Origin of the sequence: Bradyrhizobium zhengyangense (assembly GCF_022012435.1) — a bacterium.
In the GTDB taxonomy this organism is placed as follows: domain Bacteria; phylum Pseudomonadota; class Alphaproteobacteria; order Rhizobiales; family Xanthobacteraceae; genus Bradyrhizobium; species Bradyrhizobium zhengyangense.
In genome coordinates this window covers 1,325,762-1,339,268 of sequence record NZ_JAKLUA010000001.1, presented here as the reverse complement: position 1 = coordinate 1,339,268, position 13,507 = coordinate 1,325,762, and the positions used below count along the sequence as shown (strand labels likewise).

The 13,507-nt window shown below is 62.5% G+C and carries 11 protein-coding genes; 8 read left to right on the top strand and 3 right to left on the bottom strand.

Annotated elements, in window-relative coordinates; translation table 11 throughout:
• Positions 1–125 precede the first annotated feature (125 nt).
• From L6637_RS06535 to L6637_RS06500, 8 genes are all read left to right on the top strand, one after another.
• The gene (locus L6637_RS06535; RefSeq protein ID WP_237858885.1) at positions 126–1,007 is read left to right on the top strand and encodes an FAD binding domain-containing protein; all 882 of its coding nucleotides are present in this window, start codon (positions 126–128) and stop codon (positions 1,005–1,007) included.
• A complete protein-coding gene (locus L6637_RS06530; RefSeq protein WP_237858884.1) occupies positions 1,004–1,489 on the top strand; it encodes a (2Fe-2S)-binding protein in 486 nt (161 codons plus the stop codon). The genes L6637_RS06535 and L6637_RS06530 overlap by 4 nt, the downstream gene beginning before the upstream one ends.
• The gene (locus tag L6637_RS06525) at positions 1,486–3,879 is read left to right on the top strand and encodes a xanthine dehydrogenase family protein molybdopterin-binding subunit (protein WP_237858883.1); all 2,394 of its coding nucleotides are present in this window, start codon (positions 1,486–1,488) and stop codon (positions 3,877–3,879) included. The genes L6637_RS06530 and L6637_RS06525 overlap by 4 nt, the downstream gene beginning before the upstream one ends.
• A gap of 64 nt (positions 3,880–3,943) precedes the next feature.
• Entirely contained in the window at positions 3,944–5,227 is a 1,284-nt protein-coding gene (locus L6637_RS06520) for an amino acid ABC transporter substrate-binding protein (RefSeq protein ID WP_237869666.1), read from the top strand.
• Positions 5,228–5,337: 110 nt separating this feature from the next.
• On the top strand, positions 5,338–6,219 hold the full coding sequence (locus L6637_RS06515; protein WP_237869665.1) for a branched-chain amino acid ABC transporter permease: 882 nt from the start codon (positions 5,338–5,340) through the stop codon (positions 6,217–6,219).
• Positions 6,216–7,175: a branched-chain amino acid ABC transporter permease gene (locus tag L6637_RS06510; protein ID WP_237858879.1), complete on the top strand. Its 960-nt coding sequence runs from the start codon at positions 6,216–6,218 to the stop codon at positions 7,173–7,175. The genes L6637_RS06515 and L6637_RS06510 overlap by 4 nt, the downstream gene beginning before the upstream one ends.
• Positions 7,172–7,912 (top strand): ABC transporter ATP-binding protein, encoded by a 741-nt coding sequence (locus L6637_RS06505; RefSeq protein ID WP_237858878.1) that lies wholly within the window; start codon positions 7,172–7,174, stop codon positions 7,910–7,912. Before L6637_RS06510 ends, L6637_RS06505 begins: the two co-directional genes overlap by 4 nt.
• A complete protein-coding gene (locus tag L6637_RS06500; RefSeq protein WP_237858877.1) occupies positions 7,902–8,639 on the top strand; it encodes an ABC transporter ATP-binding protein in 738 nt (245 codons plus the stop codon). Before L6637_RS06505 ends, L6637_RS06500 begins: the two co-directional genes overlap by 11 nt.
• A 169-nt stretch (positions 8,640–8,808) precedes the next feature.
• Here L6637_RS06500 and L6637_RS06495 read toward each other — a convergent pair whose 3' ends face one another.
• From L6637_RS06495 to L6637_RS06485, 3 genes are read right to left on the bottom strand one after another with little or no spacing between them, the layout of a single operon-like run.
• On the bottom strand, positions 8,809–11,349 hold the full coding sequence (locus L6637_RS06495) for a branched-chain amino acid ABC transporter ATP-binding protein/permease (RefSeq protein WP_237858876.1): 2,541 nt from the start codon (positions 11,347–11,349) through the stop codon (positions 8,809–8,811).
• Complete coding sequence (locus tag L6637_RS06490) at positions 11,346–12,221, bottom strand: branched-chain amino acid ABC transporter permease (RefSeq protein ID WP_237858875.1); 876 nt, start codon at positions 12,219–12,221, stop codon at positions 11,346–11,348. The genes L6637_RS06495 and L6637_RS06490 overlap by 4 nt, the downstream gene beginning before the upstream one ends.
• 27 nt (positions 12,222–12,248) lie before the next feature.
• On the bottom strand, positions 12,249–13,493 hold the full coding sequence (locus L6637_RS06485) for an ABC transporter substrate-binding protein (protein ID WP_237858874.1): 1,245 nt from the start codon (positions 13,491–13,493) through the stop codon (positions 12,249–12,251).
• Positions 13,494–13,507 lie beyond the last annotated feature (14 nt).

The following is a 13,507-nucleotide window of genomic DNA, read 5'->3' as shown; positions in this document are numbered from 1 at the left end:
GCAGCTCGAACAGGGCAAGTCCGAAAGTCGATAGGACTGCAAAATCAAGTAGCTTGACCTTTGTAAAGTCCGACCCTCTAATTCGTGAAAAGCAGAAGAGCAGGGCCGGGGAGGGACTTGCCTGAATGAAAGCCTCGGCTTTCGCATACGCACGCGCGACCAGTGTTGCTAATGCGCTGGAGCTGCTTGCCGTCCACGGTGAGAAGGCGAGGGTGCTTTCGGGCGGGCAAAGCCTGATTCCCGCAATGAATCTGCGGCTCGTCGCGCCGGAGGTGATTGTCGATATCGGCGGACTCGCCGAATTGCGCGGGATCGTGATCGAGGGCGAGACGCTCGTCATCGGCGCGCTGACCCGCCATGCCGACCTCCTAAAATCATCCGACATTGTGAAATGCGCGCCGCTTCTTGCCGCCGCGGTGGCGCATATCGCGCACCCCGCAATTCGCAACCGGGGGACCATTGGCGGCAGCCTTGCGCAAGCCGATCCCGCATCCGAGCTGCCCGCCTGCATGCTGACGCTGGGTGCCTCCATCGTGGTGCGCGGGCCCGGCGGCGAGCGGCGGATCGCCGCGGAGGAGTTTTTCAGAGGGATTTACGAGACGCAGCTCGCCCCGCAGGACCTGCTGGTCGCCGTAGAACTGCCGGTGGCCGACAGTGGCTCGGCGCATTTCTTCCAGGAGTTTGCCCGGCGGCACGGCGACTATGCGATCACGGGCCTTGCGGCGCAGGCTGTGCTGGAGGGCGACCGGTTCGCCGCCCTCCGGCTCGGCTATTTCGCTGTCGGCGACAGGCCCGTTCTGGCGGAGGCCGCTGGCAAACTGACTGGTGTTACCGTCACGCCGGCGCTACTGGCTGAGGCCTCCGATGCGCTTTCAGACGAGCTTGATCCGCATGAGGATCAGCAGGCGACGCCGGCCATGCGCCGGCATCTCGCACGAATATTGCTGACGCGGTGTATGGCTTCGCTGCTGAAACGTCCGGATCTCCAAATTGGAGGCGTTGCGTGACGGCTCCCGTAGCGATCTCGCTCTCGGTGAACGGCGAGCGCGTCGAAGCGCATGTCCTGCCGCGGCTCAACCTTGCGGATTTCCTGCGCGAGCATCTCAAACTGACGGGCACGCATCTCGGATGCGAGCATGGTGTGTGCGGCGCCTGCACGGTCCGCGTCGGCGGCGAGATCGTGCGTTCCTGTCTGATGCTGGCGGTGCAAGCGAACGACACCGTAGTCGAGACGATCGAGGGCTTGTCCGATTCCGGCGAGATCGCCGATCTGCAGGCGGCGTTTCGCGACCGCAATGCACTGCAGTGCGGCTTTTGCACGCCGGGCATGCTGATGGCGGCGCAGGATCTGTTGCGCGAGAAGCGGATGCCCGCACGCGACGAAATCCGTGAGCATCTTTCGGGCAATTACTGCCGCTGCACCGGTTACCAGGCTATCATCGACGCAGTCGAAACGACGGCGCAGATGCGGATGGAGCTGAAGGTATGAGCTCGATCCGCACCAATCCCGAAAGGCTGTCGGTGCTGGACCGGCCGAACTCCTATATCGGCAAGACGGTGCCGCGGCCGAATCTCGACCGGCTTCTGCAGGGACGCGGCAGCTATGTCAGCGATCTCGAGCTGCCGCGAATGGCGCATGTCGTGTTCCTGCGCTCGCCGCATGCACATGCGAAGATCGTAAACATCGATGTCGCCCCGGCCAAGCAGATGTCGGGCGTGATCGCGGTCGTGACGGGCGAGGAGCTTGCCGCCGTCATCACGCCTTGGGTCGGCGTTCTCTCGCATCTCAAGGGCCTGAAATCCGCGCCGCAATCGGCGATCGCCGTCGGTCGGGTCTGCTGGCAGGGTGAGGCGGTGGCGGCCATCGTGGCGACGAGCCGCGCGGCGGCCGAGGATGCCGCGGAACATGTTGCGGTCCAGTACGAGGAGCTCGAAGCTGCCACCGACATGCGCACGGCGCTGGATCCGGCGACACCGATCATTCATGCTTCGCTCGGCGACAATCTCGCGTTCGAGCGTATTCACGAGGCAGGCGCCGTGGATCAGGCCTTTGCCGAATCCGATGCGGTGGTGGAAGCCGATTTCGTCTTCGGCCGGCACACCGGCGTGACACTGGAGCCGCGGTCCGTCGTTGCCAGTTGGAATGCCGCCGAAGCGCGGCTCACGATCCATCAGGGCACCCAGGCCCCGCACATGGTGCAGAACATCGCGGCGCTGCATCTGGGGCTGCGGGATTCTCAGGTTCGCGTCGTCTGCAAGGATGTCGGCGGCTCCTTCGGCATCAAGGTGCACATCTACGCCGACGAGATGGCGACCTATGCGCTGGCGAAGATGCTACGTCGCCCCGTCAAATTCGTGGCTGATCGCGTCGAGAGCTTCAATACCGACATCCACGCCCGCGATCATCGCTGTAAGGGCAAGATCGGAATTAAGCGCGACGGTACCATCACGGCGTTCGAGATCGACGATTTGACCGGGATCGGTCCCTATTCGATGTATCCGCGCACCAGCGCCATCGAGGCCAACCAGGTCGTTAACCTCGTCGGCGGCCCCTACAGCAACAAGAATTATCGAGCGCGGGCGCGGGTGGTATTTCAGAACAAGAATGTGATGTGCCAGTACCGTGCGGTCGGCCATCCCATTGCCTGTTCGGTGACGGAGGGGCTGGTCGATCTTGCCGCGCTGGAAATCGGCATGGACCCGGTGGAGATCCGCCGCCGCAATCTGATCGCTGACGACGCTTACCCCTGTACCTCGCCATCGGGGCTGCGGTTCGAGCAGTTGTCGCATCACGCGTCGCTGACCAAGATCGTCGAGATGATGGACTACCAGGCGCTGCGGTCCGAGCAGGCCAGGTTGCGCAAGGACGGCATCTTTCGCGGCATCGGCATAGCGAGCTTCATTGAGGTGACCAATCCGAGCGCTGCGTTCTACGGGGTTGGCGGAGCCAGGATATCATCCCAGGACGGCGTCGCGGTGCGGTTAGATGCACAAGGCTCGGTGATCTGCCTGACTAGCATCACCGAACAGGGGCAGGGCTCGGAGTCGCTCACGGCGCAAATCGTGGGCAGTGTACTCGGCGTTTCCATGGACCGCGTCCGCGTCGTCCTCGGTGATACCGACATGACGCCTTACGGCGGCGGCACCTGGGCGTCGCGCGGTGCTGGCATTGGCGGCGAGGCGGCGTTGCAGGCGACAAAGGTCCTGCGCCAAAATATCCTCGATGTGGCCGCCGCCATCCTGCAAGCGAGCCCGGCCGAGCTCGATATCGTGAACAATGTAGTAGTTAGCGCTAGCGACGGTACGCCGCGCATCGATTTGAACGAGCTCGCGCGCATCGTCTATTTCCGTCCCGACACCTTGCCGCCAGGCATCCAGCCCGAACTGATGGCGACGAGGCACTTCGTTCCCCGGGAGTATCCGTTTGCCTTCACCAACGGCGTTCAGGCCGCCTGGGTCGAGGTCGATACCGACACCGGCTTCGTCAAATTGCTGAGGCATTGGGTGGTCGAGGATTGCGGCACCATCATCAACCCGCAACTGGTCGACGAGCAGATCAGGGGCGGAGTGGTGCAGGGGCTCGGCGCGGCGCTGTTTGAAAAATGCATCTATGACGATCGCGGACAGCTCACCAATGCCAACATGGCCGATTATCTGGTGCCGATGTCCGGCGAAATGCCCGATATCGACGTCGGCCATGTGGTCTCGCCGACGCGCGAGTCCGAGCTCGGCGCCAAGGGCGCGGGCGAGGCGGGCACCGCCGGGGCGGCAGCGGCGGTGACCAACGCGGTCAACGACGCGCTCACACCGTTCGAAACAATAATTACCGAGATTCCCCTGACACCGCAGGTTATCCTGACGGCTCTGAAGAAAATCTGACGAGGGGCGCTGCTGGCCAAACAAGATCACGCCAAACAACAATATACCAGGGAGGAAACTGCTTATGTCGAAGAAGGTGTCCAAGCCAGGATCGATCTCGCGTCGTCGCCTGTTGGCGTCCGCGGGTGCAGCGATTGCTGCTTCGCCGCTCGGTGCAAACCTGTTGCAGGCGCACGCGGCTCCGATCAAGATTGGCATGAGCATGCCGCAAACCGGTGGCCTCGCGGGCGGCGGCAAGGCGTCGCTGCTCGGCATCGAGATCTGGCGGGACGACGTCAACGCCAAAGGTGGGCTGCTTGGCGGCCGCAAGGTGGAGTTGGTGGTCTATGACGACAAGTCGAGCGCCTCGGAGACGCCAGCGATCTATTCGAAGCTGATCGATATCGACAAGGTCGATCTCTTGTTCGCGCCCTACGCGACGGTACCGACGGCGCCGATCATGCCGATGGTCAAACAGCGTGGGCTTCTGCTGATCGGCAACTTCTCTTTCCAGGTCAACAGCAAGGTCGGCCACGATATGTGGTTCAACAATGCCCCGTGGGGACCAGCTGACAGCTGGGCGACCTCGTATCTCGATATCGGCCAGAAGGCCGGCGGCAAATCCATGGCGCTGCTTTCGGCTGACCAGGAATTCGCGCAGAATCTGGCGAAGACCGCGCGCGAGGTCGCGACCAAGCGCAACTTGCCGATCGTGTTCGACCAGGCCTATCCGCCAAACACGGTTGAGTTTTCCAGCATCATCCGCGCGCTCAAGGCGACCAAGCCCGACATCGTTTACGTCGCGTCCTATCCGCCGGACTCGACCGGCGTCCTGCGTGCCGTCAACGAGATCGGCATCGGCGACAGCGTCAAGGTTTTCGGCGGCGGCATGGTCGGCCTTCAGTTTGGCGCCGTGATGGAGAATATGGGCTCGCTGCTCAACGGCGTTGTCAACTACAACACCTGGCTTCCCGAGAAAAGCATGTACTTTGAGGGAACCAAGGAGTTCTTCGACAAGTACACCAAGCGGGCTGTGGAAGCGAAGATCGACCCGCTCGGCTATTATCTGGCGCCGTTCGGCTATGCCAGCGGCCAGCTCACCGAGCAGGCCATCAGTGCCGTGGGATCGCTGGATCAAAAAGCACTCGCAAAGCATCTGCGCGAAAACACACACAAGACCATCGTCGGTCCGATCGCGTTTTCGGCCGATGGCGAGCGTAAGGAAACAGCAGTGCTGCAGGCTCAGTTCCGTGGCATCGTGGACAAGAACATCGAACAGTTTCGTAGCGCGGGCAAACAGGTGATCCTGTTTCCTGACAATCTAAAGTCCGGCGAGCTGGTGGCTCCGTTTGAGGCGGCGCGGACATAGGCGACGCATGTCGAGGCTGCCCGGGAAAATGTCGTCCCGGGCTCGTAAGTTCGAATACCAGCGCGGGCCGTTCGGGAGCGCTTCTTGAGCCGGGCTAAGGGGGACCGCAATTGTTTTCACTGGATCTGCTGCTCGATGCGGTGGTGATCGGGGTGCTGCTCGGCTGCTTTTACGGAGCGGTCAGCCTCGGGCTGTCCGTATCGTTTGGATTGCTCGATGTTCCCCATGTCGCGCATCCGGCGTTTCTGGTGCTGGCGTCCTATGCGGTGTATTTCCTAAACGAGAACTATGCGGTTGATCCACTGGTTGCCGGGCTGCTGATCACGCCGATATTCTTCCTGCTAGGGCTTGCGGCGTATCGCCTGTACTACGAGACGTTCGAGAAGCGGGGCAGCGACGCCAGCGTGCGCGGCATTGCCTTCTTCTTCGGCATCGCCTTCATCATCGAGGTGCTGATCATTCTGCAATTCGGCGTCGATCAACGCTCCGTCACCGCCAGCTATATCGGCAAGGCATGGCGGCTCAGTGATATCCGCGTTCCGTACCGGCTTCTCGTTGCCTTCGCTGTCGCGACTGCATTGACCATGTTGCTCACGTTATATCTGTCGCGGACCTTCATGGGCCGCGCCATCCGCGCGGTGGCGCAAGATCAGGAGGCGCTGCGGTTGATGGGCGCCAACCCGATCAAGGTCAAGCAATGGGCCTTCGGCATCGCCACGGCCGTGCTCGGGATCGCCGGTGCGTTGCTCATCATCGTCGCTCCTGTCGATCCGACGCTCGACCGCGCCTATATCGGACGAACATTCTGCGTCGTGGTGATGGCGGGGCTCGGCAGCCTCGGAGGCACACTCGTCGCCGCCATCATTCTGGGCGTTGCCGAGTCGATTGTCCTTACCCTGTTCGGCGCCTCCTGGGCTCCGGCGATATCCTTTGCGATGTTGCTCGGCATTCTGGCTGTACGGCCACAGGGCCTGTTTGGCAGGCGATCATGAAACGCAACGACATTGCTTTCTGGATCGGAGCGGTCGTCTTTCTCGCTGCCGTCCTTGTGATGACGCAGGTCGTCGCAAACCAATATCCGTTCTTCGCGGGCTACGTCATCCTGCAGTCCATCGCGCTCGCCGTCGCTTGGAGTATCCTTGGCGGTTATGCTGGGTATGTGAATTTCGGCACTAGCGCGTTTTACGGCGTTGGTGTCTATGCTTCGGTGTTTATGGTGAGTGCCTTTGGCGCGCCGCTTCCCCTTCAGATCCTGACGGGCGCCGCGGTCGGCGCGCTCATGGGGCTCGCGCTCGGTCTTCTGACGCTTCGCATGCAGGGCATCTTCTTCTCGATCGCGACGATTGCGTTGACGATCGTCATCGAGACGACGATCACGAACTGGCGATATGTCGGTGGAGCGGCGGGTATTCAGATCCAGCGGCCAGCGGTGACTTCGCCGTTCGACAGCTATGTGCAGATGCTATTCTTCGTCCAAGCCGTCCTCGTGGTCCTGGCGGTTGCGATCTCGCGCTACATCCAGAACTCGTGGATCGGCCGCGGCTTGCAGGCGCTCAGGGACGACGAACTTGCGGCCGAATGCTCGGGCGTGCCGACCTTGCGGTTGAAGCTGCTCGCCTGCGTGATCTCAGGGGCGCTGATGTGCGCCATCGGCGCCCCCGCTGCGATGTACCTGCAATACGCGGACCCCGGGTCGGCGTTCAATCTCAATTACTCCGTCACGACGTTGGCGATGTCGCTGATCGGTGGAACCGCGCATTGGGCAGGACCCATCATCGGTGCGATCCTGCTGGGCACGACGCAGCAAGTGCTGACCGTCACAATCTCGTCGGAAGTTAATTTGCTGGTGCTTGGCTTGATGCTGGTGCTGTTCGTCGTGGGCGCCCCGGAGGGTATCGTCGGCCTGATCAATAAGCTGCGCGGCCACCGAAAGGAGGGTGAGATATGACCCTCTCCGAGACCCAGGCGCCGCTGCTACGGATTTGCGCGCTCACGAAGCGCTTTGGCGGGTTCACAGCGCTCCACCGTGTCAGCGTCGATATTCGGCCCGGCGAGCGGTTCGGCCTGATCGGTCCGAATGGTTCGGGCAAGACAACCCTGATCAACTGCATTTCCGGGGCGTTTCGCACTGAACCCGGCACCATCCTGTTTCGCGATGAGGACATTACGCCGCTCCAGCCGCACCTGCGCACGCGCCGCGGGATTGCCCGCAGCTTCCAGATTCCGCGGCCGTTCCGGAGCATGACGGTTGCCGAAAATCTCATGGTCGCACTCGACTTCGCCGCGCACGAGCACGTGTCTGTGACGCAGCGCCGGGACACCATGATGTCGATCCTGGATCAAATGGGGCTAGGGTCGAAGGTCAACGTCTTGGCCACGCAGCTCAGTCAGGTGGAATTACGCAAGATGGAGCTCGCGCGTGCGATGGCAACGCACCCCAAGCTGCTGATTTCGGACGAGGCCATGGCGGGTCTTTCCAGCTCGGAAGTCGACGAGGTGTTGGACCTGCTGTTGAGCCTTGCAAGCCGGGACATCACCATCATCATGATTGAGCACATCATGCAGGCAGTGATGCGCTTCTCTGAGCGCGTCATGTGTCTTGATGCCGGCCGGATCATCGCAATCGGAGCGCCGTCCGAAGTCATGGCCGACAAACGGGTGCAGGAGGCCTATCTTGGCACTTAGCCTTGCCATCAATGACCTCGATGCGGGTTACGGCGCTGTGAAGGCGCTGCGCGGCGTTTCGCTCCATGTTGAGGCCGGCGAAACCGTTGCCTTGCTCGGCACCAACGGCAACGGCAAGAGCACGCTCATGAAGTGCATCGCGGGCCTGGTGCGGTCGCAACGTGGCGTCATCTCATTGACGATTGACGGAGCCGCGCACGATCTGTCCCGTCTTTCGACCGAAGACATCGTCGACCTCGGCGTAGCGATGGTTCCAGAAGGCCGGCGGTTGTTCCCTCGGTTGACCGTGCTGGAAAACCTGATGCTCGGTGCGTTCCGCAAGGCCGCCAGGCGCAATATAGACCGCAACCTGGCGGTCGCTTTCGAGACGTTTCCCGTTCTCAAGGAGCGGCAGGGGCAACTGGCGGGCACCATGTCGGGCGGGCAACAGCAGATGCTGGCGATTGCACGTGCCCTGATGTCATCACCACGGTTGTTATTGGTCGACGAACCTTCGGTGGGTCTCTCACCGCTCCTGGTCTCGCAGACGATCACCAAGATAGGTGAGCTCAATCAGCATCTCGGCCTGACGGTGCTGATGGCGGAGCAGAACTTCAATCAGGCGATCCGGATCGCCAGCCGTGGCTATATCATTGTCCATGGTGAGATCGTTGTGTCGGCCGGCTCGGTGGACGAATTGCGGGGCAACGATATCGTCAAGCGGCTCTATCTTAGCGGCGCCGCGTGATTGTTGCCTGATCGAGGCAAACTCACGCGCCGTTTTTGCGCGCAGCGTCGCGTCCCCGGCCCTACCACGCAGTAAAGTCGAAGGTGGGGTTCGATATGCGCCGGAATCAAGGGAAGATGAGGAGTTTGCGCAGCGGCAATTAGTGTCGAAGTCAACTAGGAGTAAGCCCTCACAGCCACAGGATTTGCTTGCGGTAGCTCAGATCGTTGAGCAGCGGCGCAGCGGGGCCCTGGTGGAACACCGCGCCGTGTTCCAGCGCGAAGACGCGGTCGGCTAGTGCGAGCACGAGATCGAGATTGTGCTCGACGATCACAATCGACATCTGTCGGCGGAGCTGGTCGAAAACTTTGAACAGCTCCAGCGTCACCGCAGGGGCTAGCCCCTCGAACGGCTCGTCGAGCAGCAGCAGGCGCACATTGCCGGACATCGCACGGGCGACCGCGACCATCTGCTGCTCGCCGCCGGAGAGATAGTCGGCTCCAATATTCATCCGTTCCTTGAGACGTGGGAAATACTGCAGGATCTGCTCTTCGTCCCAGACCACGCCATCACTGCCGTCGGTTTTGCGCGCGAGGCGCCCAAGCGCGAGGTTTTCGCGCACCGTCATGCCGGCGAACAGGCCGCGCCCCTGCGGTACATAGCCGACGCCGCGACGGGCGATGTCAGGTGCGGGGAGGCTGGCAATGTCGTCGCCACGATAGGCGATGCTACCGGTCGCCGCCGGCACGAGGCCGGCAATGGTCTTCAGGAGCGTTGATTTGCCCGCGCCATTGCGCCCGAGCAGTGCGACGATCTCGCCTTCGCGCACGTCGAGCGCAGCGTCGTTGAGGATGTGGCTCTTGCCGTAGAACGTGTTGACGCGATCGAGCCGCAGCACGGTTGCGCGGTCGCTGTCAGGCGTGTCACCGCGCCGATGTTCGACGGCTGGAATGCCCTTGCCGGTATAGATCTCCTGCACCCGCCGATCGGCCCTGACCGCGCCGGGGCAGTCGGACATCAGGACCTCGCCCTGGTTCATCACGGTGACCACCTGCGAGAAGCCGAGCACACGATCGATGTCGTGCTCGACGATCAGCACGGGGATGTTAGCTGCGATGTTCTTGACGAGGTTCGACACCCGCTCGCGTTCGGCTGCGGCAAGGCCGGCGAGCGGTTCGTCGAGCAGCAACACCTGCGGCTTCGAGCCGAGCGCGATGCCGAGATCAACCAGCCGCTGCCCGCCGTAAGAGAGCTCGCCGCCCTCGATCTCTTCGATGCCTTCGAGGCCGAGGAATTTGACCAGCGCCGCGGTCTCCGCGTGAATATCTCCGTAGGCATCGACATCGTTCCAGATGTCAAACTGCATGGCGCGCCGTGCTTGCAGCGACAGGCGAAGGTTTTCGTAGATCGAGAGCCCGCGGAACAGATTGGTGATCTGAAACGAGCGCGCCAGCCCCTGATGACAGATAAGGTTCGCTGGCACCCCGGCGATGTCGCGCCCCTGAAGACGAATCGTGCCCTGGTCCGGTGCGTAAAGCCCGGAGACCAGGTTGAACAGCGTCGTCTTGCCGGCGCCGTTCGGCCCAATCAGTGCGTGGATTTCGCCGGCGGCGACTTTGAGGCTGGCATTCTCCACGGCGCGGATGCCGCCGAACTTTCGCGAGACGTGGCTGACCTCCAGCACCGTTCCCGTCAACGTATCCGGCCGCAGGAAGTCGGGCAGCGGCAGGCCGTCATAGATCTTGCGTCGGCTCATCGCGGCCGTCTCCTCGGCAGGCGGACGCACGCGTCGCATGATCAACGCGCCGATGCCGACGAGGCCGCCGGGCGAATACATCACGAAGGCCACGAAGGTGAGGCCGAACCAGAACAGCCAGTCCGACGTCCAGATCGAGAACAATTCTCGGAACAGGATGAAGAACACAGCGCCGAGCGCGGGGCCGAGCAGGCTACGCATGCCGCCGATCACGACCATCGCCAACAGCTCTCCGGCGAACGGTACCGAGACGGCTTCGGCGGAGACCAGATAGTTCAAGAACGCGATTAGCGCACCAGCGAGGCCCGTGACGACCGCCGAGACGACAAACACCACGAGCTTGTAATGCTCGACGGGATAGCCTTGAAAGTTCGCGCGCAACTGGTTCTCGCGGATCGCAACCAGCACATGCCCGAACGGCGAGCGCACCAGACGCATCAGGACGTAGAGCACCGCGAGGCCGGTTGCCGCGACCATGATGTAGTAGTTGAGCGCGCTGTCAAAGCCGACTGGTCCGATGCCGCCGCGCTGCAGCCCGCCGAGCCCGTCCTCGCCGCCGGTAAGGCTCGTCCAGCGGAAGGCGGTGGTGTAGACGAGCGCTGCGAGCGCCAGCGTCAGCAGCGAGAAATAGACGCCACGCCGGCGCAGGATCAGGACGCCCGTCACGGTGGATGCGATGGCGACGACGACCATCGATCCCAACAGCGGCAGCCAGATCTCGCCGGGGAAGAAACGCAACTGAATCAACCCGGCCGCATAGGCGCCGACGCCGAACCAGGCACTGTGGCCGAACGAGACGAGGCCGGTATAGCCGATGCAGAGATTGAGCCCCATCGTGGCGACGGCGAGGCCAAGCATCCAGGTACCGGTGTTGAGTGACAGGTCGAGCGCGCGCAGCAGGAACGGCAGCGCGATGACCGCGGCGGTCGCGATCAGCAGCGGCCTCAGCCGGTCGATGGTCGAGGCATTCCTCATTCGAACTTCTCGATGCGTTCGCCGAGCAGCCCCCGCGGCCGAACCAACAGCACCAGGAACATCAGGATGTAGATCGAGGCTTCACCCGCGGCCGGCTCAAAGTGGATGGCGATACCGCGCACGACGCCGACGAGGAGCGCGGCGATGAGCACGCCCCAGAAACTGCCGAGCCCGCCGATCACGACGACGACAAAGGCTATGGTCATGATCTCGGCGCCCATCGCAGGGTGTACCGTCGTGATCGGCGCGAAGAACGCGCCGCCGAGCGCGGCAAGCCCGACGCCGAGCATCACGATCGCGGTCATGTAGGGCTGAAGGCGAATGCCGAGCGCCGCGACCATGTCCGGCCGCTGGATGCCGGCGCGCACGACACGTCCGAACGAAGTCTTGTGCAACAGCAGCCAGACGCCGACCATGATCGCCGCAACTACGCCGAGGATCAGCAGCCGATAGCGCGAGAACAGGAAGTCGCCGACGATCACCGAGCCGCGAAAGCCCTGCGGGATCTCGGTCGAGACGGGCGCCGCGCCCCAGATCATGCGGATCGCCTGTTCCGCGACCATCGCAAGGCCGAAGGTTACGAGCAGGCTGAGAATCGGGTCGGCCGTGTAGAAGCGGCGCAGGATGAAGCGTTCAAAGAGAATGCCGAGCAGGGCGACCGCGAGCGGCGAGATCGCTAAGGAGGGACCGAAGCCGAGACGCTTCGTCAGCTCGACGCAGATGTAAGCGCCGAGCGCATAGAAGGCGCCATGCGCGAGGTTGACGATGCCGCCAACGGAGAAGATCAGCGACAGCCCCAGCGCGATGAGCAAGTAATAGCCTCCGAGCACGAGGCCATTCACCACCTGTTCCAGCAAGAACTCGAACTGCATGTTGCGTCCTTGCCGCGCGCGGGCGCGTCAGGCCTTCATCTCGCAGGGGTTCTGTTCCTTCGTCGGGTAGATCGTCTCCAGCGGATCGTTGGCCGCCGGAACCGCATCGCCCAGCACCAGCATGTCCCACTGGTCCTTCATCTGGTCTTTCGGCTTGACCGTGAACGGATAGGCCTCCTGCACCAGCTGGTGATCCCAGGAGCGGAAGTAGGCCTTGCGCGCCTTGCCGATGTCGAACTGCGCCTGCTTCTCGAAATAGGCGATCAGCTCGTCGCTCGCGGTCGACTTTGTCGAGTTGATCGCTTCCGCCAGCAGCTTGAGCGTGATGTAGTCGATCCAGGCATGGTTCTCCGGCGGCTTGCCGTACTTCTTGGTGAAGGAAGCGACGAAGGCCTTCGACGCCGGATTGTCGAGCGTGTGATACCAGACCGTCGGCCAGGTGCCGCTGAGATTACCCGCGCCCGCGGCCCAGGCATCGCCGGTGTTGAGATTGAATCCGACCAGCGGGTAAGGGAAGCCGAACTCGGCATATTGCTTGACGAGGTTCGTCACCTGGTTGCCGGCGAGATTGCAGCAGACCACGTCGGGTTTGGCCTGCCGTACTTTCAGCAGATACGGGCTGAAATCGGTGACATCCGTCGCGATCAGCTCGTCGCCGATCAAGTTCGCATCGTGCGTACTGAAGAATATCTTTGCAGCCTTCAGAAGATCGTGCCCGAAAATATAGTCCGCCGTGAGTGTGAAGAACTTCTTTCCCTTCACCATGCCCTGTTGCGACAGGGCCGTGCCGACCGCGTTCACCATCACGGTGTTCGGGATGTCGCAGTGGAACGAGTATTTGTTGCAGCTCTTGCCCCGCAGCGCGTCCGAGCGCGCGCCGGTCGAGAAGAACACCTTCTTGTTGCGCTCGGCCACCTGCATGATGGTCAGCGAGGATGCGGACGAAATCTCCCCCAGCAAGACCACCGCACCGTCCTGCTCCAGCATGCGCTGCGCCTTGGTCGCGGCGGTCGCGGGGTTGATCGAGTCTTCCGAGAGGAGGTCGATTGGCTTGCCCAGGATGCCGCCGGACGCGTTGATCTCTTCCGCCGCGAGCTTCACTCCTAGCTGCGCGTAGCTGCCGATCACGCCGAGGAATCCGGTGAGCGGCGTCAGGTGCCCGATCCGGATCTTCTCGGCCTCGGCCCGCACGATTGCGGGAAACCCAAGTGTGGCGGCGCCTGCAAAGGCAGCGCCCGTCCTTAGCAATGTCCGTCGGTTCGTGCGGATCATCTCTATCTCCTCCC

Coding starts and splice junctions, on each gene's coding strand:
- L6637_RS06505 (WP_237858878.1), top strand. CDS start 7,172: ATGACCCTCTCCGAGACCCAGGCGCCGCTGCTACGGATTTGCGCGCTC.
- L6637_RS06510 (WP_237858879.1), top strand. CDS start 6,216: ATGAAACGCAACGACATTGCTTTCTGGATCGGAGCGGTCGTCTTTCTC.
- L6637_RS06535 (WP_237858885.1), top strand. CDS start 126: ATGAAAGCCTCGGCTTTCGCATACGCACGCGCGACCAGTGTTGCTAAT.
- L6637_RS06520 (WP_237869666.1), top strand. CDS start 3,944: ATGTCGAAGAAGGTGTCCAAGCCAGGATCGATCTCGCGTCGTCGCCTG.
- L6637_RS06495 (WP_237858876.1), bottom strand. CDS start 11,349: ATGAGGAATGCCTCGACCATCGACCGGCTGAGGCCGCTGCTGATCGCG.
- L6637_RS06485 (WP_237858874.1), bottom strand. CDS start 13,493: ATGATCCGCACGAACCGACGGACATTGCTAAGGACGGGCGCTGCCTTT.
- L6637_RS06490 (WP_237858875.1), bottom strand. CDS start 12,221: ATGCAGTTCGAGTTCTTGCTGGAACAGGTGGTGAATGGCCTCGTGCTC.
- L6637_RS06525 (WP_237858883.1), top strand. CDS start 1,486: ATGAGCTCGATCCGCACCAATCCCGAAAGGCTGTCGGTGCTGGACCGG.